This window comes from Bacillus sp. M13(2017) (genome assembly GCF_002218325.1).
Lineage (GTDB): Bacteria > Bacillota > Bacilli > Bacillales > Bacillaceae_G > Bacillus_A > Bacillus_A thuringiensis_K.
In genome coordinates this window covers 95,761-114,987 of sequence record NZ_KZ268504.1, presented here as the reverse complement: position 1 = coordinate 114,987, position 19,227 = coordinate 95,761, and the positions used below count along the sequence as shown (strand labels likewise).

The window sequence follows — 19,227 nt, the reverse complement described above, 5'->3', positions numbered from 1 at the left end:
TTTTGTTCTACTTCTCTAAAAATATAAGCATAGACTCCGCAATTTGTTCATAACCAATTTCTTGGTAAATTTTATTCGATGTCGGATTCGCTAGATCAGTATATAACGTAGTTGTCTTGTATCCTTCATCTAACATACGTTGACTAAGTGCCGCTACACAATTAGATGCGTATCCCTTTTCCCTTGCTTCTTTCGGCGTATACACGAAATTAACTGTTATATTATTTTTAGTTGGGCGTGTTTTTGCAGCTACAGAAACAAGTTTTCCGTCTATTTCTAAACCAAATAGACGACGATTAGTAATTAATATATGTGCGGTTTGTTCCGCTTCTTCTTTTGTAGTAGGAAGATTCACTTCTTCGCAAAATTGGTATATCCACTGTTCTATTACTGGTAGCTCATCACTACTTACTTCTTTAAAGACTCCATCTCCGTTCCACTTTTTCTTCACTTGTTTTAATTCATATATACCTTGCTCCATTGCAATAGTAGTTTTCTTATTTTCTAACACGGCAATCTCTTCCGCTAATCTCTGTACAATTTTCTTATTACCAATTAATCCAGGAACATTCGGATATACTTCCGCTAATTTTTTTGCAAGTTCCACGATGGCCTCTTCCACCATTTCAGACGTAGCAACAATAATTTGTTTCTTTTCTTCTGTTTGAAGAAATACAATTGTAATTTCTTCCTCTTGTTTTACTACCCCCATAAATATCGGTTGTTGTACCATTTGTAATACACCTAATATGAGATTATTTTCCTGTTCATTTTTTCTAAAAATGGTGTAACCGCTTCTTTAAAATTAACAATCTCTTCATATACACGTAATTGAATCATCGACAATCTCTTCTCTCTATTTATAGTTTCATTAAGTATTGGCGATTAATTCATTAAATCCTTCTTTTACGATTCAATAATATTCGAAACTAATATATTTAAATCATTTTCCACTTGTAAAACTCTCTGTTTTTCCTTTTCAAATACCTCTTCTTCTTTCCAAAATGACTCTTTTCGACTTTTAATCATGCGCTCCATTTCTTTTTTACTCGGTCCACCGTACACCTTTCTTTTTTGAATAAATGCTTCTGGCGATATAATTTCTTCCCACTCTTTTTCTAATAATTGTATTTTAAATTTTTCTTGTAAGTATATATTCACATCTTTGAAACATAATTCATGTAGCTCCTTTTTCTGTTCCAATGACATATTCGCAATAACACTTGCTACATGATGAGCATGCCGAAATGGAATGTCATAGTTTTTTGTTAAAACATCTGCGAAATCCGTTATCGTAATTGCATGTTTATAGGAACGACTTTTCAACGTTTCTTCTTCTACTTTCATCGTTCGAATGACTGCATTCAAAATGCAAAATACACGAATAGCCTTTTCAATTCCTTTATATAAATACGGCTGCAAGTCATCTTCCGTATCGACAATATCACCAAATGGTGTATTATGAATCATTTGAAATACTGTAAATGCTTCTCCAAAAGCACTACTCGTAATTGCACGGGCATGTTCAATTGAAACTGGATTTCGTTTTTGTGGCATAATACTACTAATTTGTACATATGGCCTTGCAACAGTAATACCATCATATTCTTTCGTCGCTAATAGTAAGAAATCATGAATCCATCTACTCGTATTCGTCATCATTACCGTAAGTAACGAGCTAACCTCTAATAAATAATCAGCTCCAGCGACAGCATCATATGAGTTCTCAATTACATTAGTAAATCCAAGTAAATCAGCAACTCGCTCTCGTTTAATTGGGAAACTTGTTGTAGAAAGAGCAGCTGCTCCCATTGGCGATTGATTTAAAAGTGTGTACGTTCGTTTTATTCTTTCTAAGTCTCTCTGCATCGTATCATAAATCGCTAACGTATAATGACCAAATGTTGTTGGCTGCGCTGGTTGTGTATGTGTATAAGCTGTCATAATCGTTTCCTTATGATCATCGGCAAGTTGCAGCATACTTTCTTGCAATAACAAATGATGTTCCATTAATTGTAGTACGTATCGCCTTAAACTCATGCGATACATCGTTACACCCATATCATTTCTACTTCTACCAATATGCATATTACTTACAAAATCGCATTTCGCTTCTTGAAAAATTAAATGTTCCACTAAAAAAAAGAGATCTTCATGCTGCTCTGTATAGAGCAATTGATCTTTTGGAATTCCCTCTATCTTTTTTAGTGCGTTTAATATAACTTTAGCTTCTTCCTTTTTCATTAAATTTTCTTCCGTCAGCATTGTAATATGCGCTTTATGCACTTGAAACATGTCTTTCAATAAGTAATTTCGTTGAAACTCAAATACATGTTGTAATACGCAATTCACGTATGTTTTCCCAGGGAAATCAGCGCCTTCGCTCTTTATAAACTCTTCTTTACTTTGTTTCATCACCTTTTCCCCTTTCACCTAAGTATTACTACCCATCATACCCAGAGATAGGAAAAAAGTGCTTGTACACAAAAATAAACTCGGTGCTCTCTGCACCGAGTTTATTTAATAAAAGTCGCATCATACTTATCACTTTGCAACACTTGAAAATGTAAGTTTGCTAAATGTTTCCGTATTTCTGCGCTGTCATCTTCATTTAAATTATTTGCTAAGAACACTATTTCTGTACAGTTCCCGCGTTTATCCATTGCATAAACTGCTTTTGTAACTGTCCATGGCGTATAACCATTTTTTTGCCCAGCATGTCTAAATGTTTTACGGTATTTCTTGGCACTCATGTCTGTTTCAACGATATTTGCCCACACTTTTTCTTCAGCTTCTGTCAAGCCACCTTTATGGTTTGCCTTTTGAAGTAGTACCATATAATCATTTGCAGAAGCTGCTGGTAATCTATCTGACCAAATTTTGTCGTAACGTTCCTCTAAATAAAGCGGAATTTCCTTCTGTAATAATGGTCCCTTCTTCTTTAAGCGTTCATGAATAATCATCGCATATTCACGATATTGCTCTTGAGACATTTCTTTTAACTTTTTCTCTATTTTATATTTTGGAACATGTAATTCTTTATGCAAATATCCCGGGATATACAAAGATGAAACGATTGGAAATAGTGGTTGATGTGCAGGAAGTGATAAACTTTGTAAATTCCGATTAATATTATCTAATCCTAACACTTCCATTAAGTACTCAGCATTTGCATTTGAACTAAACTTAACCATTCCTTTTGCTACTTCTTCTAAAGAAACCGCTCCTTCAGTTATCTTTCCTTTCTTTTCCAAGTACCTTTGCCATCTATCTTGCGCACCACCATCTGTATTCGGTACATAATACCGATTCACATCATTAATGGAAACGAAACTAGAAGAATCAATTTTCCCTTCCGTAACTTGTTTCGTATATTCAAGCGCTATAATCAATTTCATCGTACTAGCAACTGGTAATACAACATTTGGATTTACAGAATAAACAACTTTATCATTTCTCTTTACTAGAAGTGCACTATTTTTTTCATCTTTATGTTCTTCAATAAAAGATGCAATATACTGTGCATCATCATTATTTGAACTCCACACTTTTTTCACTAAAAAGTTACCCGATATTAGCAAAACGAAAATACCCACAATCACTGCGCATACTATAGTTTTTTTCAAGTAAAATTCCTCTCCTATTGTGTAACTCTTCTCTCTATCTTTAAAAAACAAAATAATGGAGATGGTTATTCAAATAACCATCTCCATTATTTTAACTTGTATACTCCTATTATGTCTACGTCATGATTTTCACAAAATCCTCAAGGAATTTTTTATAATGTAATGACCAACCAATTCGCACCCAGTTTTTTAAGGCTTTTGCATCAGGTTGAGGACGGAAATCTGCAATACTTTCTCCTTTTGCTATTCCCACTGTATCTACATCTACACGGCGATACACATAATCCAATATTGAAGGATTTGCGGCAACCATCATTGTAACGACGTCATGTACTGGACTTCCTTTTATTTTCGGATTTAATTTTCTATAAGCTTTATAATAATACGTAAAAATCGGTTCAATTAATTTATTAAAACTTGTTTTAGAATGTTTCGTAATATACTTTACCATCTCTGGCGTAATAATAGCTTCAGATGTAACATTGAGCGGCACCAGTGTCACATTCTTGGCATTTTGCATAACTAATTGCGACGCAATCGGATCACTATGAAAATTCGCCTCTGCGACTGGTGTAACATTGCCAGGCATTAAGAAAGCACCGCCCATTATATAATATTCTTTCACATACTTCATCATTGGCTTTTCTAAAATAAATGCTGTCGCAAGTGTCGTTGACCTCCCAGCATCAACTATAATTAATTCTCCTTTATATTTTTCAAGAATGTCAAAAAACTCACAAAAAGGCTTTATATTTGGAGAAAGATTTTTCGGTGGTCGAATTGGTCCTAAACCTTCCGCCCCATGAATTTCTGGATAATACGTTGTAATATCTCCAGATAAAGGAATTTTCGCACCATTAATAACTGGTATATCTTCCCTACCTGCTAACTGTAATAAATATGCCGCATTACTTGTCGCCTTTTCTTGCGTTACATTTCCATATCCTGTAACCACACCAACAATATCAATATCAGGATGCAACAATCCATACATAATTGCTAAAGAGTCATCAATTCCTGGGTCTCCTAAAAATAATACTTTTTTCATCGACCTCAACTCCATCCCCTCAATTGTTATTAATTTATGAATAACAATCGGCATACAGAATAAAAAAGAACAATTTCATACGAAAAAACGCAGTCCTATAAGGACTACGTTCTCCAGCTAACCTATACAGTTTTTTTTACAGCACTCATACTTCCAATAATGTAAGCGATAAACGCAAAACAAATCGGAAAGACAACTGTATGTATACCAAACGGATTTGGATAGAAAAGGTGAATACACATATATGAACCTACTCCAACGAAAATGGAAGCAAGCGCTCCTGTTGCATTTCCTTTCCTCCAATATAACCCTAATACGATTGGCCAAATGAATGCTGCTTCTAATCCACCGAAAGAAAATAAATTTAGCCATATTAAAAAATCTGGTGGTTTAATGGCCGCTGCATAAACGAGTAGTCCTACAATACCAGTAATCCACAAACTTCCTTTTTTTATCGTACTGTCTGCTGCATCTTTATTTATGTAATTTACGTATATATCTTTAATAATTGACGAGCTTACAAGTAATAATAACGAGTTTACTGTAGACATAATCGCTGCCATTGGTGCAGCTAAGAAAACTCCAGCTAACCAAGGTGGCAACACTTCCATCGCAAGTAGCGGCATTACTTTATCTGGTACCGTTATACCTGGAAGTACTACTCTTGCAAATACACCTGTTAAATGCATACCGATCATAATTGTACCAACGACAACTGTTCCAATTATTAAAGCTTGGTGCATAGCTTTTGAATTTTTATAAGACATGGCACGCACGCTAATTTGTGGTAAACCTACAACACCAATTCCAATTAAAATCCAAAATGATGTCACATATGACTTCGTTAAACTGCCATCTGCTCCGAATGGTGTAATTAAATTTGGATTGATTTGAACAAGTTCCTGCATAATCTTTTCAATTCCACCACCAGCAATGACAGTAGCAATTAAAATGATTGTCGTTCCAACTAACATAATAATTCCTAATAATGTATCTGATAAAGCGACTGCACGAAATCCACCAATTAATACGTAAACAAGTACAGAAAAAGTAAATAAAAATAGTGCTGTTGTGTACGATAGACCCGTTAGTGACTCGATTAATCGTCCACCACCGACCCACTGGGCTACTGTCGCTGAAAATAAAAAGATAATAATACATAACGCAGAAAGTATAACAACTGCTTTATTATTGTATCTCCCTTTTAAATAATCGATAAGAGTAATGGCTTCCATCTTCCTAGCGATAATTGCAAACTTTTTACCGATAACCGTTAAAACGATATACCCTGTTACAACTTGAATCGCAGATAACAATACCCATCCAAGCCCCATATTGTAAGCAATACCAGGACCACCAATAAAGCTACTTGCACTACCGTACGTAGCAATCATTGTCATCGCTAATAATAAACCGCCTAGCTCACGCCCACCAAGAAAATATTCTTGTAAAAATTTATTATGAGCAGTTGCTTGAACGCGTCTTGAAGCATATACACCAATTAAAAATACAACGATAAACGAAATTATCATTGGAATGATTACATACCAATTCATCTATTATTCCTCACTTTTTTCTTCCTCATCGAGTGAAATATCTTGAAATACAAAACGAACAACTAAACTAAGTAAAATAACCATAACGATAAATCCAACGATACAGCTATAAAAAAACCATGCGGGAAAACCTAATACATATGTATATTCACTCGGATTTTTACTACCAAGCCCATAAGCGAATCCGTACCATATTATAAAATTAATAATAGCAAGTCCAAGACCAATTAACGCTTCTCTATGGGCTATTCGAAAGCGTGGATCATCATGATAATCTTTCATTTTTCCCCCTCCTCTCACGATGTATTATTGTACCATTGTTCTTCTAGTTTTTCCTACTAGAAAGCAAAACAAGCAGGATTTTTTATAATCATATAGAAGATTCTGTTACATTACATATTTTTTACAATTGTAACACAAATGAAATTTGAATTTTCAGTATTTATTAATTATGATTTTAATTAGAGGCTTTCCATCTAGTTTCCACATCCTTGATTTCGGAATAAGCGCCGTCTCGTACTGCGTTTACATTATATTTTCAAGGGGGTTATACAATGAGTCAACTAGCTGTAAATCTTCATGAAAAGGTAGAAAAGTTTCTTCAAGGTACAAAAAAGTTATATGTGAATGGATCTTTCATTGAAAGCGCTTCCGGAAAAACGTTTATAACACCAAACCCAGCAACTGGTGAAACACTTGCTGTCGTTTCTGAAGCTGGTCGCGAAGATATTCATAAAGCTGTAGTCGCAGCTCGCATGGCTTTTGACGAAGGTCCTTGGTCTCGTATGAGCACTGCTGAGCGAAGCCGTCTCATGTACAAGTTAGCTGATTTAATGGAAGAACATAAAGAAGAGCTTGCACAGCTCGAAACGTTAGATAACGGAAAGCCAATCCGTGAAACAATGGCAGCAGATATACCACTTGCAATTGAACATATGCGCTATTATGCTGGCTGGGCTACGAAAATCGTTGGTCAAACAATCCCTGTTTCCGGTAATTACTTTAACTATACACGCCATGAAGCTGTTGGTGTCGTCGGTCAAATTATCCCTTGGAACTTCCCTCTTCTTATGGCGATGTGGAAAATGGGAGCAGCGCTTGCTACAGGATGTACAATCATTTTAAAACCTGCAGAACAAACTCCACTATCAGCTCTATACTTAGCTGAATTAATTGAAGAAGCTGGATTTCCGAAAGGTGTTATTAATATTGTTCCTGGATTCGGTGAATCAGCTGGACAAGCACTTGTTAATCATCCACTCGTTGATAAAATTGCATTTACTGGTTCTACTCCAGTCGGTAAACAAATTATGCGACAAGCATCTGAGTCATTAAAACGCGTTACACTTGAGTTAGGCGGTAAATCACCAAATATCATCTTGCCAGATGCTGATTTATCTCGCGCGATTCCTGGTGCCCTTTCTGGTGTTATGTTTAACCAAGGGCAAGTATGCTCTGCTGGATCACGCTTATTTGTTCCGAAGAAAATGTATGATAATGTCATGGCTGATCTCGTCCTCTATTCTAAAAAACTAAATCAAGGTGTCGGTCTTAACCCTGAAACAACAATTGGTCCTCTCGTTTCCGAAGAACAACAAAAACGTGTAATGGGCTACATTGAAAAAGGGATTGAAGAAGGCGCTGAAGTACTTTGCGGAGGAAGTAATCCATTCGATCAAGGCTACTTCGTTTCTCCTACAGTATTCGCTGACGTAAATGATGAAATGACGATCGCAAAAGAAGAAATTTTCGGTCCAGTTATTTCTGCAATACCGTTTAACGATATTGATGAAGTAATTGAACGTGCAAATAAATCGCAATTTGGTTTAGCTGCTGGTGTGTGGACAGAAAATGTTAAAACTGCACACTATGTTGCAAGTAAAGTACGTGCAGGTACAGTATGGGTAAACTGTTATAACGTCTTTGATGCAGCATCTCCATTTGGAGGATTTAAACAATCTGGCCTCGGCCGTGAAATGGGATCTTACGCATTAAATAACTATACAGAAGTGAAGAGCGTTTGGCTTAACTTAAATTAATGAGAAAGAACCTGACCTACCTGGTCAGGTTCTTTTCATTATGTATTCCTTTAAACTTGCAGTCCTCCGCTCACATTTAATACTTCACCTGTAATATAGGATGCGTATTCTGATGCTAAAAAGGCTGCTGCGTTCGCAATATCTTCTGGCGTTCCAATTCTACCAACTGGAATAGCGCCAACCATCTTTTCTTTCACTTTATCTGGTATCGTTTTTGTCATATCTGTATCCATAAACCCCGGACAAATCGCGTTACAAGTAATACCGAAACTTCCAACTTCTTTCGCTGCCGTTTTCGTTAAACCTACAACTCCTGCCTTTGTAGCCGCATAATTTGCTTGCCCTATGTTTCCTTCTCTACTAATTGAAGATATATTAATAATGCGCCCATACCCTTGTTGTCTCATGTAAAGAAGCGCTGGTTGCATACAATAAAAAACTCCAGTTAAGTTTACTTGTAACACTTGTTCCCAAGCAGACTTCTCCATTTTATGTAACATTGCGTCTCTTGTAATTCCAGCATTATTCACCAAAATATGTAATGTACCAAATTTTTGAACCGCATATTCAATTAACGACTTCGCTTCATTTTGATTACTTACATCACATCGATATGAGCACACTTCATATCCTTCATCTGATAACTCACGTGTCGTTTTTTGTAGATTCTCTTCATTTACATCGCTAATTAATACTTTCGCCCCTAGTTTTGCATAAACCCTTGCAATCTCTTTTCCAATTCCCTGTGCAGCTCCTGTTACAACAGCTGTTTTCCCGTTTAAAAACTCCATCCCTATCCCCCATTTCTATTACTTATACTGTATATTTCGGCTTTTTACTTTCCAATTCCTCTTTGTATAAAAAAGTCTATTTGTGTCAAACTAACTTTGCAACGTCGCATAAAGTGAAACTTTAATCAGTGGGGGTTTTCTTCATCCCCCACTGATTATTAGCCCTCACCAATCGGACTTTTATGGGCAGCCCGACCCCCACCTAACTTCTTTACTTTCGCTGAATTTTGAGGTGAGGTCTTACTGCCCATTAAAGCGGGATAAAGTGCAAGGAGATTGTGTCGAATGAACAAAAAAAATTTCAAACAAAACAAAGCTACTGATGGCATTGATGTTGAGTTCTCTCGCGAACTCGCTGACCACAATGACTTAGAAGCAAACGCACGTGCAAATGCCGCTGATGCACGTCAAAAGCGCCAATCAACCGAAAAATAAGGTACATCACAACCTTATTCTTTTCAAAAGGGACCTACTACCCAACAAAATAAACCGAGAGACATCTCTCGGTTTATTTTTTATATTTTTTTGCATAATGAGCCAAAGTAAGCAACGGATATATATGAGCATAACTATGATAACGAATATAAAACCCACCTGGTAAACCTGTTCCAGTAGGATATTTTTCATTTATATAAGAGTTGGAGAGCAAATATGAAATACCTTTTCGAATAACTGGCGTTTCTTTATCATAGTAAGAAATGAGGGCATCTAACGCCCATGCTGTTTGGGATGGTGTACTAAACGGCAAAGTAACAAATCTTTTTTCCACACTACTTTGGCAAGATTCTCCCCAGCCACCATCTTCATGCTGTATATGTTCAAGCCATAAAGCTGCTCGTTTTAATGATGGATTGCTAGATGGAATTCCGAATGACCGTAAACCTGTCATAACAGCCCACGTACCATATATATAACAAATTCCCCATTTCCCATACCACGATCCATTTTCCTCTTGTACATTCATTAACCAATTTATCGCACTTTGTTTTTGTTTCTCGGGCAATTCATTTTGCGTATACGTCCCAAAAAATTCTAACACTCTTCCTGTAATATCTGGTGTAGAAGGATCTGTAATCATATCACTTGCATTTTCGATTGGTAAATTTGCTAATATACGGCTCGTTACCCCTTTTTCAAAAGCCCCCCAACCACCATCATTATTTTGCAATCCTTTAACCCAATTAACAGCTCGCTTCCAAGCATTGTCTACATTTTCGTTCCCTCTACTTCGCGCCAATGCTCTTAACGCAGCAGTTGTATCATCAATATCTGGAATCGTCGTATTCACATCCGAAAAGCCCCACCCCCCCGGGAAGAGATCCGGTGCATGTACACTCCAATCTACTTTCTTCGTTTGCTGTTTTCTTAGTAAATATGCTGATGCATTGTGAATCACTTTACTTGCTTTCGGAACTTGAGCTTCTTGCAAAGCATAACTGAGTAAAGCTGTATCCCATATAGTTGATGGAGAGTTTTGCAAATGGCTCCCTCTCTCCATCTTCCATATATAAGATGTGATTCCCGTTATAGCCTTCTCAATAATTGGTGATTGAATAGAATGTCCTAATGCAAGTAAAGCATAAATCATATAAAACGAGGCAGTTGCGTAGCTATATAATGTTCCATTTTCATCAATACGCTCTTTCATAAAACGTTCTACTTCCTCATATCCTTTATGATGCAAAGAAAGTGGATACGTTATAATTTTCTTCACGTCACTTAATAATGTTTGAAAAACCGGAGACCGGTCCTCCCGAAACCATTCTCCGCCCCCGCCTGCAATGTGATTTAAATTTGGCAATAACTTTTTCCCTACTCGAAATCTTTTATTTAAACAAAGCATCATCGGAATTAAATGAATACGTGCTGAGCTACTCAGTTCAAAAATACTGAGAGGGGAATCATTCTGCAGAAACATAATTGGTGTTGGCAAATGAAAGAGAGAAGGATATTCATATTCTCCATGAATCGCTAATAAAAACTTCGTCATAAAATGAGCACGCGCTACCCCACCGCGCTCATTTATAAACATTTCCGCTCGCTTCATATTCGCATCTTCTTTTGTATATTTTTCCGATGCAAGTAAGGCAGCATAAGATTGAATTGTAGCAGATAAATTCCCCCCCGCTTCATCTTCATATAATTTCCATGTTCCTTCATTTGTTTGGAGTGATGCTAATCTTTTTACAAACGGTTCTATCTCTTTATCTCTACCTAATAATTTTAATAAGAAAATCATATGACAATCTGTTAGTGGAGCTCCTTCAAAACAAAACCGCCACGTACCATCTTGCCGTTGCATTGTTTGAAGTGCAGTTGTTCTTCTCGCTATTTCTTCATGCACTTTTTCATATAATAACAAGTTACTCACCCACCCTTTCGAAATCCGTATAACGATATTCAAAAAGATAGCTGAATATGTATGAAAACAAAGAAAAGCAGAACATATAAAATGTTCTGCTCATAAACAATATCCTACTCCGACAATAATCCCTAATAAAGCACCGACTACTACTTCATACGGTGTATGCCCAACAAGTTCATTTAACTTCTTATATTCTGTTTCTCTACCGTGAAAAAACTCATTCAATATTTTTGCTTGTTTACTTACTGCAAGCCTTACTCCTGAAGCATCATACATAACTATAATGGCAAAAATACCAGCAACCGCAAACATCGAGCTTTCCACACCTTCCACAACTCCAACTCCTGTAGCAAGCGCTGTAACTGTTGAAGCATGAGAACTTGGCATCCCACCTGAAGCAAAAAACTTTGCAAAATCAAATTCACCTGTTTTGACTAATTTAAAGACTACTTTCGTTAATTGTGCTAAAAACCATGAAAGTACAGCAGCCATAAGCGGATCGTTATGTAAAATTGTTTCCACGTTCTCAGCTCCCTACTAGCTATAATGGAAATCCTATATAGTATCAGTATAAAGAAAAATGCGTAGAAAATACTACGCATTATGATACTTTTGCTGATTTATTTTTTATAAATTTCGGTTGTTTCTGCACTAAGAACTTTGTCTTCGCTACCGAGAATACAAATAAAGCAACCCATATACAGAAAAATGCAATCATATGTGTAGCTGTGAAATGTTCACCAAATACAAATACACCTAAAATTAAGCTAATTGTTGGCGCAATATATTGTAAAAATCCGACCATATAAAGTGGAATAAGTTGCGCTCCTTTCGCAAAATAAAATAGTGGTAATGCTGTTACAATGCCTGCTCCTATTAAAAGTAACGTTGATAACATGGAAATAGATCCAAATGAGCCGAAACCATGTGCGCCTGTCATAACAAGGTAAATGATTGCAAACGGCGTCACTAACATCGTTTCCATCGTAAGCCCGATTGTCGCATCATAGTTTAACAATTTTTTCGTTAATCCGTATAATCCAAATGAAAAGGCAAGTGAAAGAGAAACCCACGGAATAGATCCGAAACGTACTGTTAAAATGACAACTCCTACTCCAGCTAAACCAACTGCAACATATTGCCAAAAGTTTAACTTTTCCTTTAAAACGACTGTACCAAGTAAAATACTAATAAGCGGATTAATATAATAGCCAAGACTCGCTTCAATAACATGATTATGATTAACAGCCCATATGTAAACAAACCAATTTCCGCTAATCAAGACTGAAGCTATTGTTAATGACATTAATAATTTAGGTCGTTTAAAAAGATTCACAAATTCCCCAATAAACTGGCGAAATCTCTTCGTAACACCTAATACGAGTAACATAAAAACAAACGCCCAAACGATGCGGTGTGCTAATATTTCATCTGCAGGAACTTCTTCAACCCATTTCCAATAAATCGGCAGAATACCCCACATCGTATAAGCACCAGCCGCATATAGTATCCCTTTTTTTTGCTCTGCTGATTGACTCCCCATCTTCCTTTTTCTCCTCTTCTCATTTTTTCTCCATTATACGTTCTCATATGCTCACTTTACCAATAATCAATCTGCATTTCTTTCGACATTTCTCATACAACGAATAATAAACATACCGTTATTGCAACAAGTAACGGTATGCCGAAAACAAATTTCTTTTTATGAGTTTTATGATGAAACATATACATACCAATCCAAGCTCCAACTGCTCCCCCAGCTGCCGCTGATAAAAACAACGTACTTTCTGGCGTTCTCCACTGTTTCTTCTTTGCTTTTCGTTTATCAAGCCCCATAAGGCTAAAAGCTATAACATTAATAATAATAAAATAAATCCATTTCATCGCTTTCTCTCCTTATGAAAAATTCGATTAATAGTAACACGAAAAAACGACGGAAACAACTGAAGAACGCTTTTTATCAAACTAGTTTAATTCATTACTTGCATATTTATATAACCAATTAAAATCGCAGTTATAGCAATTAAACAAAAAGATGTTATGAGCAGAAGCTTATATTTCATTCCCTTCACCCACTACCATATCATCGAAAAAACTTCTCTCAATCTCTTTTTCATCAAAATAAAGAACTACGATTAACCCTACGTATAAAGAAACGAAATTTAGAAACCATTCGCCATTATCATCTTTGTTAGCTAAACATTTAAATATCTCTTGAAATTGCATACGCTCGTCTGCAGCAACAATGGGACGTACACCAAAATATTTCAATACGAGATTCAGCTTCAGTTGCACGGATAATGATAAAATATATTTTAATAGCTTCGTATACTCTGCACTATCTTTTTGACTATACAACTTCACAAGCTTTGGATGTAAATTCGAAATCGATAATTCCTCGTCAGTCACTCTAGTTACTTCTATCGTTTCAATCATCTTTTTCATATCCATCACATTCACCCCTTCTGAAAAAATTCTAAAGCCAAAGAGTACTTAATTCAAAATGTATAATAATTGTGCGTTTCTCGTCTCTCGTTCTTCCTCACTGACTAAATCATACTTTTTTAGGAGGTGAAAAACATCATTTAATAATTTCTGTGAATGAGTACCTTGCAAAAAATTCTTTAACTCTTTAAAAATCCCTTCAGGTAAAAAATTCTTTTGACTTTCAAGCTTATTCATCACATCTTCAATAGAATGATCAATGTTACATGCCATACTAAACTTCCCCCTCTATCCTCTATAAATAATATCCTCAGCTAACGATGTAAACACTTCTCCAACAAGAGAATCTTCATCATATACAGATGAACCATTATTTTCTTCACGTTTCGCAAAAGGTATTTTGGCAATTACTTCTGTTTGCAATTGTTCTGCAAGCATTTCGCCGCCGCCTTTTCCGAAGAGATAATTTTTCGATCCATCTTGTTCTTCATAATAAGCCATATTTTCCACAATACCTAAAATCTCATGCTTCGTATGTTTTGCCATTACACCGACTCTTGAAGCAACGAATGAAGCTACATTGTGCGGAGTTGTAACAATTATTTCTTTCGCTTGCGGAACCATTGCCGCAACATCAATGGCAACATCTCCTGTACCTGGTGGTAAATCAAGTAATAAATAATCTAATTCTCCCCAGTGCGTATTCGCAAGGAAATTTTGAATCCATTTATTTAGCATCGGTCCGCGCCACATCACTGGGTTATTTCCTTCTGTAAAGAATCCCATCGACATGATTTTAACACCGTGACTAATGACTGGAATTGCCGTTTGATCAATCATCGTTGGTTTCTTATTCGTTTCCATCATAGCTGGAATACTAAAACCATATATATCTGCATCTAATATCCCCACTTTTTTGCCCATACGAGCTAGTGCAGTTGCAAGATTAATTGTCACCGTTGATTTTCCAACTCCGCCTTTTCCGCTCGTTACAGTAATAAAACGTACTCCTGAATCCGGGCGAAGCATACTCGGCATACCAGTTTCTGTTCTAGTATTTTTCTTTAACTTCTCTGTTAAAGATGCACGTTCTTCTTGTGTCATAGAGCCAAATATTACCTCCACTTTAGAGACACCAATTGCGTAAAGTGATTCTTCAATATCTTGTTGAATTTTTGCTTTTAACGGACAACCTTGGATTGTTAGTACTACTTCAAGTTTAACCTCTGTTCCGTTCATTTGTATATTTCTAACCATATTTAATTCTACAACACTTTTGTGTAACTCTGGATCCTCTACATGTTTTAATGCATTCATTATTTGTTCTTGAGTAAGCATAGAACTCATCCCTTCTCTTATTCTAATTTATATACCACATCTTCTTGGCGCTTCATCTGGTGAAAAAACTTATTATCCCCCGCTAACGGGCGGGATTAATGCGACTATATCTCCAGTTTTTATCATATCTTCATTCATTACAAACTCTTCATTAACAGCCACCATCACTTTATCCAGCGTTTGTAAACAATAGCTGGCTTTGAGCCATTCTTTTAATTGCTGCACTGTCATTTCTTGCTTTTCTGAAATCACTAATCGATCCAATCCAACTTCCTCACGCAAATTTGCAAACAGTAAAATTGTAATCATTTTCTCATTCTTCCTTCTTTGGTTTTCCTTCTGAATATGGTGTGTTTTCAAGTTGATCTCCAACCCACATCGTTCCATCTTCCCAAAATTCTTTTTTCCAAATTGGAACGATTCGTTTTATACGTTCAATCGCGTACTCATTCGCTTCATAAGCTACTTTACGATGCGGTGATGAAACTGCAATGACTACTGCAATATCCATTATTTCTAGCCGCCCTACACGGTGCGTAATTGCTACTTTTGCGTCCGGCCATTTCCCACTAATTTCTCCACCAATTCTCATAAGTTGTTTTACTGCCATCGGCTTATATGCTTCATACTCTAAATGTAGCGTTCGTTTTCCTTTTGTTAATTCTCTCACCGTACCAATAAATGTTGTAATTGCTCCTGCTTCTCTTCTTGCAACCTTATTCGTTACTTCTTCAACTACAATCGGTATATCTACAATTTCAAATAGCGCTTGTCCCATTAGAACCACCTCTCCCTTTACAAAATGTCCAAGGCCATTTACTACCTTCGTTATCTTCTAATAAAAGAACATCGACAAACATATCTTTTTTATATCCTCTTGTCCCGCCCGGCAATACGATAAACGCGTTTGATTCTGCCAATGAAGAAACTGAGCTAGATTTATCAAACCCTGATGGATAAGCGATTAACTGACCTTCGTTATATGTCAATTTTGCTCGTACAAATCTTGTAAATGGATTCGGTTTTAGAAAATCTTCTCCTAATAACGCTTTTTCTCTTTTTAAATGTACTTTTTCACTAAACATATACGTCCGAATACACGGTCTTGCGAATAATTCAAACCCTACGTAACAAGCTGATGGATTTCCTGATAAACCAAATAATAACTTGCCATTTAATTGTGCTACAGTCGTAACACTTCCTGGTCGCATTGCAACTTTATTAAAAAGAACAAATGCACCTAACTTTTCGTAAATAGCTGGTAAATAATCATAATCTCCTACTGATACACCGCCCGTTGTAATTAACATATCTACTTGGCCAAGCGCTTCTTTCACAGCTGTAAAACACGTATTAAAATCATCACTAAACTTCCCAAAATATTTTACTCTTCCGCCTGCTCTTCGGATTTGAGACAATATCATATACGTATTACTGTTTCGGATTTTCCCTGGCTGTAATGACTCATTGACATCCAGTAATTCACTCCCAGTCGCTAACAGTCCAATTACAGGCTTTCTCGCAACTGGTACTTCACTATAACCGAATGTAGCAAGAAGAGCTGAAATACCTGGATTAATGTACGATCCTTTCTTTGCAAGAACTGTTCCTTTACGAGCATCTTCACCTTGAACAGAAATATTGTCGCCCGTTTTGAATGATCGCTTCACTTCTATATAATTGTTGCCCTTCTTCTCATATTGACGAGTCAGCTCTAACATAACAACCGCATCACACCCAGTCGGAATTTGTGCTCCCGTCATAATTCGAACTGCTTGAAACGGACCTACTTTCTCATGGAATAGCGATCCTGCACCAATTTCACCCACTACTTCAAATACAATTGGCGTTTCATAACTTGCTAAATTAGTATCTTCTGCTCGAATAGCAAATCCGTCATACGGCGAACGATTAAATGACGGTACATCATGGTCAGCTACTAAATCCTCTGCTAATATACGTCCGTAAGCTAATTCAATTGGTAATAGCTCCTTTAAGCCTTTATGAGCAAATCCCATCACTTTACGAACAGCTTCTTCAACCGTAATTGGCACTCTTCTTTCCATTGTTGACACCCTCTCTATTAACCGAATACGCGATAATATAGTTGTTTCGCTTTTGAAATATCATTTGTACCATGAATAAAAACACGACCATCCCGAAAAAAAACGATGCGGTAATCATCGAATTGGCAAGATAGTAAATACGGATTCCGATCTACTTTTCCCAGTTTTTTTAATACTTTTTCTATATCATCAAAATTGTATTTCCTATTGTCTACTGTTCTAATTTGAACTGTATTTCTTCCGCATAAAACAGCTGCTTTCGTTTGATTTTCGTATGATAAATAAGGATAAGTTCGATTCAAACCGCATGAGAGACAAGCGTCTGTTTTTATTTTTCCTAGTTTTATAAAATGGTTTTGATTATTCCATATATCAAACATGAAAAATGTTTTTCTAATTGCTGAAAAATCTTCTATTAAAATTTTGAGTGCTTCCGCCACTTGATATGCTGCGACGATTTGTACAGTCGGGCTAATAATTCCAGCGGTATCACATGTCACACCTGTAACAGGAATATTTTTCAGCATACAATGTAAACACGGTGTCTCTTGCGGAATAATTGTATAACTCATACCATACGATCCAACGCAAGAACCATATACCCACGGAATATTATGTTTTTGTGATAAATCATTTATTACAAAACGAATATCAAAATTATCTGTTGCATCAATGATTACATCTACATTTTTTAATAGACCTTCCATATTTTCTAAAGTTGCATCCATTACGAAAGCATGTATTTGTACTTCCGAATTAATTTGTTCTAGCCGATTTTTTGCAGCAATTGCTTTCGGCATTTTCTCTATCGCATCTTGTTCAGAGTACAATTGTTGCCTTTGTAAATTACTCCATTCAACGTAGTCACGATCAATAATCGTCAACTTGCCAACACCTGCACGTACGAAACTTTCGGCACTTGCACTTCCTAATGCGCCTGCTCCTACAATTAACACATGTTTATTTCGAATTTTTTCTTGTCCTTTACTCCCAATTGGTTTGAACAACTGTTGTCGTGAATACCGATCAGCCATTACATACCCTTCCTCTCAAGAACTCTATTTCATATTAGAATGTTGTTTCTGATAACAAGCAAAGTAAGCAAAACCAACAAACCCAGCTCCTCCAATTACATTTCCGATAAAAACAGGAACAAAGTTTTTAGCCAGATCCATCCACGTTAGATGACCAGCAAAAATAACAGCGGAAATGACAAATATATTTGCTACTACTTGCTGAAATCCAATGACTACAAATGCCATAATTGGAATCCAAATTCCGATGATTTTTCCGACAAAATCACTCGTCCCGTAAGCAAGCCAAAGAGCAAGACAAACGAGCCAATTACAACCAATTGCTAAAATTAAAGTTCTCCCAAATGATTCATGTAACTTCCCTTCCGCTATCGCTACCGTTTTATTTAAATACTCTCCCTCTGTTAATCCGCCAAGATGTCCAAAGCAATACGCAACGAAAATTGCCCCAATAAAATTCATGAGAGTAATCCAAACCCAGTTATTCAGTACACTTATCAATGTAATTTTCTTTGCATAAAGCGCCATAGACAGTGACATCATATTTCCCGTAATTAATTCTCCTCCTGCTAATACTACGAGCATGAGTCCAACAGGAAATACTGCCCCTCCTAAAACATTAACTAGACTTCCCCAGCGCTCAGGTAAATTCCCTAAAACTCGAATGTTAAGTAAAAAACCTATCGCAATAAACGCTCCTCCTAAAAAACCGAGAATAAGCATCGCTGGCAATGTCTGTCTTACTTTTTGAACACCGGCCTCAATGACAAGCTCAGCAATTTGTTCCGGCTTATGAAATGCCATTACCCATTCCTCCATTTTCTCCAAATAAAAAAGCAGCTTCAAAAAACCTCCTCAAAATAAAGGTTTTTGAATGCTGCTTAATTTCTCTGCACATCTTTTACAGAGATATCAATCA

At 36.4% G+C, this 19,227-nt stretch carries 20 protein-coding genes and 1 pseudogene; 2 read left to right on the top strand and 19 right to left on the bottom strand.

Going from position 1 to position 19,227, the window contains the following annotated elements:
• Positions 1–7: 7 nt before the first annotated feature.
• From CGQ22_RS14250 to CGQ22_RS14225, 6 genes and pseudogenes are all read right to left on the bottom strand, one after another.
• Positions 8–840, bottom strand: a pseudogene (locus CGQ22_RS14250) (GNAT family N-acetyltransferase).
• Positions 841–906: 66 nt separating this feature from the next.
• Positions 907–2,433, bottom strand: a complete 1,527-nt coding sequence (gene argH / locus CGQ22_RS14245; RefSeq protein ID WP_003302262.1) for an argininosuccinate lyase — start codon at positions 2,431–2,433, stop codon at positions 907–909.
• A gap of 83 nt (positions 2,434–2,516) precedes the next feature.
• Positions 2,517–3,626, bottom strand: coding sequence for a serine hydrolase (locus tag CGQ22_RS14240; RefSeq protein ID WP_000751356.1), 1,110 nt, complete (start codon positions 3,624–3,626; stop codon positions 2,517–2,519).
• Positions 3,627–3,741: 115 nt separating this feature from the next.
• Entirely contained in the window at positions 3,742–4,728 is a 987-nt protein-coding gene (locus CGQ22_RS14235) for a nucleoside hydrolase (RefSeq protein ID WP_003302260.1), read from the bottom strand.
• Between the two features lie 68 nt (positions 4,729–4,796).
• Positions 4,797–6,230 carry a sodium/pantothenate symporter gene (gene panF / locus CGQ22_RS14230; protein WP_001104823.1) on the bottom strand — a complete coding sequence of 478 codons (1,434 nt, stop codon included), beginning with the start codon at positions 6,228–6,230 and terminating at the stop codon, positions 4,797–4,799.
• A 3-nt stretch (positions 6,231–6,233) separates the two neighbouring features.
• Entirely contained in the window at positions 6,234–6,512 is a 279-nt protein-coding gene (locus CGQ22_RS14225) for a YhdT family protein (protein ID WP_000656244.1), read from the bottom strand.
• Positions 6,513–6,784: 272 nt separating this feature from the next.
• On the opposite strand from CGQ22_RS14225, the gene dhaS reads away from it, so the two are divergent.
• Positions 6,785–8,269, top strand: coding sequence for an aldehyde dehydrogenase DhaS (dhaS, locus tag CGQ22_RS14220; RefSeq protein WP_000080269.1), 1,485 nt, complete (start codon positions 6,785–6,787; stop codon positions 8,267–8,269).
• A 50-nt stretch (positions 8,270–8,319) separates the two neighbouring features.
• Here dhaS and fabG read toward each other — a convergent pair whose 3' ends face one another.
• Positions 8,320–9,060 carry a 3-oxoacyl-ACP reductase FabG gene (fabG, locus tag CGQ22_RS14215; RefSeq protein ID WP_000395038.1) on the bottom strand — a complete coding sequence of 247 codons (741 nt, stop codon included), beginning with the start codon at positions 9,058–9,060 and terminating at the stop codon, positions 8,320–8,322.
• Between the two features lie 285 nt (positions 9,061–9,345).
• Between fabG and CGQ22_RS14210 the strand changes: the two genes are divergently transcribed.
• Positions 9,346–9,495: a YfhD family protein gene (locus CGQ22_RS14210; protein WP_001035808.1), complete on the top strand. Its 150-nt coding sequence runs from the start codon at positions 9,346–9,348 to the stop codon at positions 9,493–9,495.
• Positions 9,496–9,568: 73 nt separating this feature from the next.
• On the opposite strand, the gene CGQ22_RS14205 is transcribed toward CGQ22_RS14210, so the two are convergent.
• The 12 genes from CGQ22_RS14205 to CGQ22_RS14150 form a co-directional block, all read right to left on the bottom strand.
• The gene (locus CGQ22_RS14205) at positions 9,569–11,422 is read right to left on the bottom strand and encodes a terpene cyclase/mutase family protein (protein WP_000928148.1); all 1,854 of its coding nucleotides are present in this window, start codon (positions 11,420–11,422) and stop codon (positions 9,569–9,571) included.
• Between the two features lie 99 nt (positions 11,423–11,521).
• Positions 11,522–11,947, bottom strand: coding sequence for a divergent PAP2 family protein (locus CGQ22_RS14200; RefSeq protein ID WP_089148868.1), 426 nt, complete (start codon positions 11,945–11,947; stop codon positions 11,522–11,524).
• A 79-nt stretch (positions 11,948–12,026) separates the two neighbouring features.
• Positions 12,027–12,968, bottom strand: a complete 942-nt coding sequence (gene rarD, locus CGQ22_RS14195) for an EamA family transporter RarD (protein ID WP_000535540.1) — start codon at positions 12,966–12,968, stop codon at positions 12,027–12,029.
• Positions 12,969–13,060: 92 nt separating this feature from the next.
• Positions 13,061–13,309 carry a DUF1294 domain-containing protein gene (locus CGQ22_RS14190; RefSeq protein WP_000871325.1) on the bottom strand — a complete coding sequence of 83 codons (249 nt, stop codon included), beginning with the start codon at positions 13,307–13,309 and terminating at the stop codon, positions 13,061–13,063.
• 168 nt (positions 13,310–13,477) lie between these two features.
• Complete coding sequence (locus tag CGQ22_RS14185; protein ID WP_000367298.1) at positions 13,478–13,876, bottom strand: nucleoside triphosphate pyrophosphohydrolase family protein; 399 nt, start codon at positions 13,874–13,876, stop codon at positions 13,478–13,480.
• A 42-nt stretch (positions 13,877–13,918) separates the two neighbouring features.
• Positions 13,919–14,143: a hypothetical protein gene (locus tag CGQ22_RS14180; protein ID WP_000752373.1), complete on the bottom strand. Its 225-nt coding sequence runs from the start codon at positions 14,141–14,143 to the stop codon at positions 13,919–13,921.
• Between the two features lie 15 nt (positions 14,144–14,158).
• Entirely contained in the window at positions 14,159–15,208 is a 1,050-nt protein-coding gene (locus CGQ22_RS14175) for a P-loop NTPase (protein WP_000957516.1), read from the bottom strand.
• Positions 15,209–15,280: 72 nt separating this feature from the next.
• Positions 15,281–15,517: a molybdopterin converting factor subunit 1 gene (moaD, locus tag CGQ22_RS14170; protein ID WP_000628483.1), complete on the bottom strand. Its 237-nt coding sequence runs from the start codon at positions 15,515–15,517 to the stop codon at positions 15,281–15,283.
• Positions 15,518–15,521: 4 nt separating this feature from the next.
• Complete coding sequence (moaE, locus tag CGQ22_RS14165; RefSeq protein WP_000529378.1) at positions 15,522–15,986, bottom strand: molybdopterin synthase catalytic subunit MoaE; 465 nt, start codon at positions 15,984–15,986, stop codon at positions 15,522–15,524.
• Positions 15,967–17,274 (bottom strand): molybdopterin molybdotransferase MoeA, encoded by a 1,308-nt coding sequence (locus CGQ22_RS14160; protein WP_000442203.1) that lies wholly within the window; start codon positions 17,272–17,274, stop codon positions 15,967–15,969. Before CGQ22_RS14160 ends, moaE begins: the two co-directional genes overlap by 20 nt.
• Before the next feature lie 17 nt (positions 17,275–17,291).
• Positions 17,292–18,308, bottom strand: coding sequence for a molybdopterin-synthase adenylyltransferase MoeB (locus tag CGQ22_RS14155; RefSeq protein ID WP_000785256.1), 1,017 nt, complete (start codon positions 18,306–18,308; stop codon positions 17,292–17,294).
• A gap of 24 nt (positions 18,309–18,332) precedes the next feature.
• Entirely contained in the window at positions 18,333–19,112 is a 780-nt protein-coding gene (locus tag CGQ22_RS14150; RefSeq protein ID WP_002164134.1) for a formate channel, read from the bottom strand.
• Positions 19,113–19,227: the final 115 nt, after the last annotated feature.

Excerpts from the sequence above, each read along its gene's own strand:
- CGQ22_RS14235 (WP_003302260.1), bottom strand. The coding sequence starts at position 4,728 with ATGCCGATTGTTATTCATAAATTAATAACAATTGAGGGGATGGAGTTG.
- panF (WP_001104823.1), bottom strand. The coding sequence starts at position 6,230 with ATGAATTGGTATGTAATCATTCCAATGATAATTTCGTTTATCGTTGTA.
- CGQ22_RS14225 (WP_000656244.1), bottom strand. The coding sequence starts at position 6,512 with ATGAAAGATTATCATGATGATCCACGCTTTCGAATAGCCCATAGAGAA.
- dhaS (WP_000080269.1), top strand. The coding sequence starts at position 6,785 with ATGAGTCAACTAGCTGTAAATCTTCATGAAAAGGTAGAAAAGTTTCTT.
- fabG (WP_000395038.1), bottom strand. The coding sequence starts at position 9,060 with ATGGAGTTTTTAAACGGGAAAACAGCTGTTGTAACAGGAGCTGCACAG.
- CGQ22_RS14210 (WP_001035808.1), top strand. The coding sequence starts at position 9,346 with ATGAACAAAAAAAATTTCAAACAAAACAAAGCTACTGATGGCATTGAT.
- rarD (WP_000535540.1), bottom strand. The coding sequence starts at position 12,968 with ATGGGGAGTCAATCAGCAGAGCAAAAAAAAGGGATACTATATGCGGCT.
- CGQ22_RS14190 (WP_000871325.1), bottom strand. The coding sequence starts at position 13,309 with ATGAAATGGATTTATTTTATTATTATTAATGTTATAGCTTTTAGCCTT.
- CGQ22_RS14185 (WP_000367298.1), bottom strand. The coding sequence starts at position 13,876 with ATGGATATGAAAAAGATGATTGAAACGATAGAAGTAACTAGAGTGACT.
- CGQ22_RS14180 (WP_000752373.1), bottom strand. The coding sequence starts at position 14,143 with ATGGCATGTAACATTGATCATTCTATTGAAGATGTGATGAATAAGCTT.
- CGQ22_RS14175 (WP_000957516.1), bottom strand. The coding sequence starts at position 15,208 with ATGCTTACTCAAGAACAAATAATGAATGCATTAAAACATGTAGAGGAT.
- moaD (WP_000628483.1), bottom strand. The coding sequence starts at position 15,517 with ATGATTACAATTTTACTGTTTGCAAATTTGCGTGAGGAAGTTGGATTG.
- moaE (WP_000529378.1), bottom strand. The coding sequence starts at position 15,986 with ATGGGACAAGCGCTATTTGAAATTGTAGATATACCGATTGTAGTTGAA.
- CGQ22_RS14160 (WP_000442203.1), bottom strand. The coding sequence starts at position 17,274 with ATGGAAAGAAGAGTGCCAATTACGGTTGAAGAAGCTGTTCGTAAAGTG.
- CGQ22_RS14155 (WP_000785256.1), bottom strand. The coding sequence starts at position 18,308 with ATGGCTGATCGGTATTCACGACAACAGTTGTTCAAACCAATTGGGAGT.
- CGQ22_RS14150 (WP_002164134.1), bottom strand. The coding sequence starts at position 19,112 with ATGGCATTTCATAAGCCGGAACAAATTGCTGAGCTTGTCATTGAGGCC.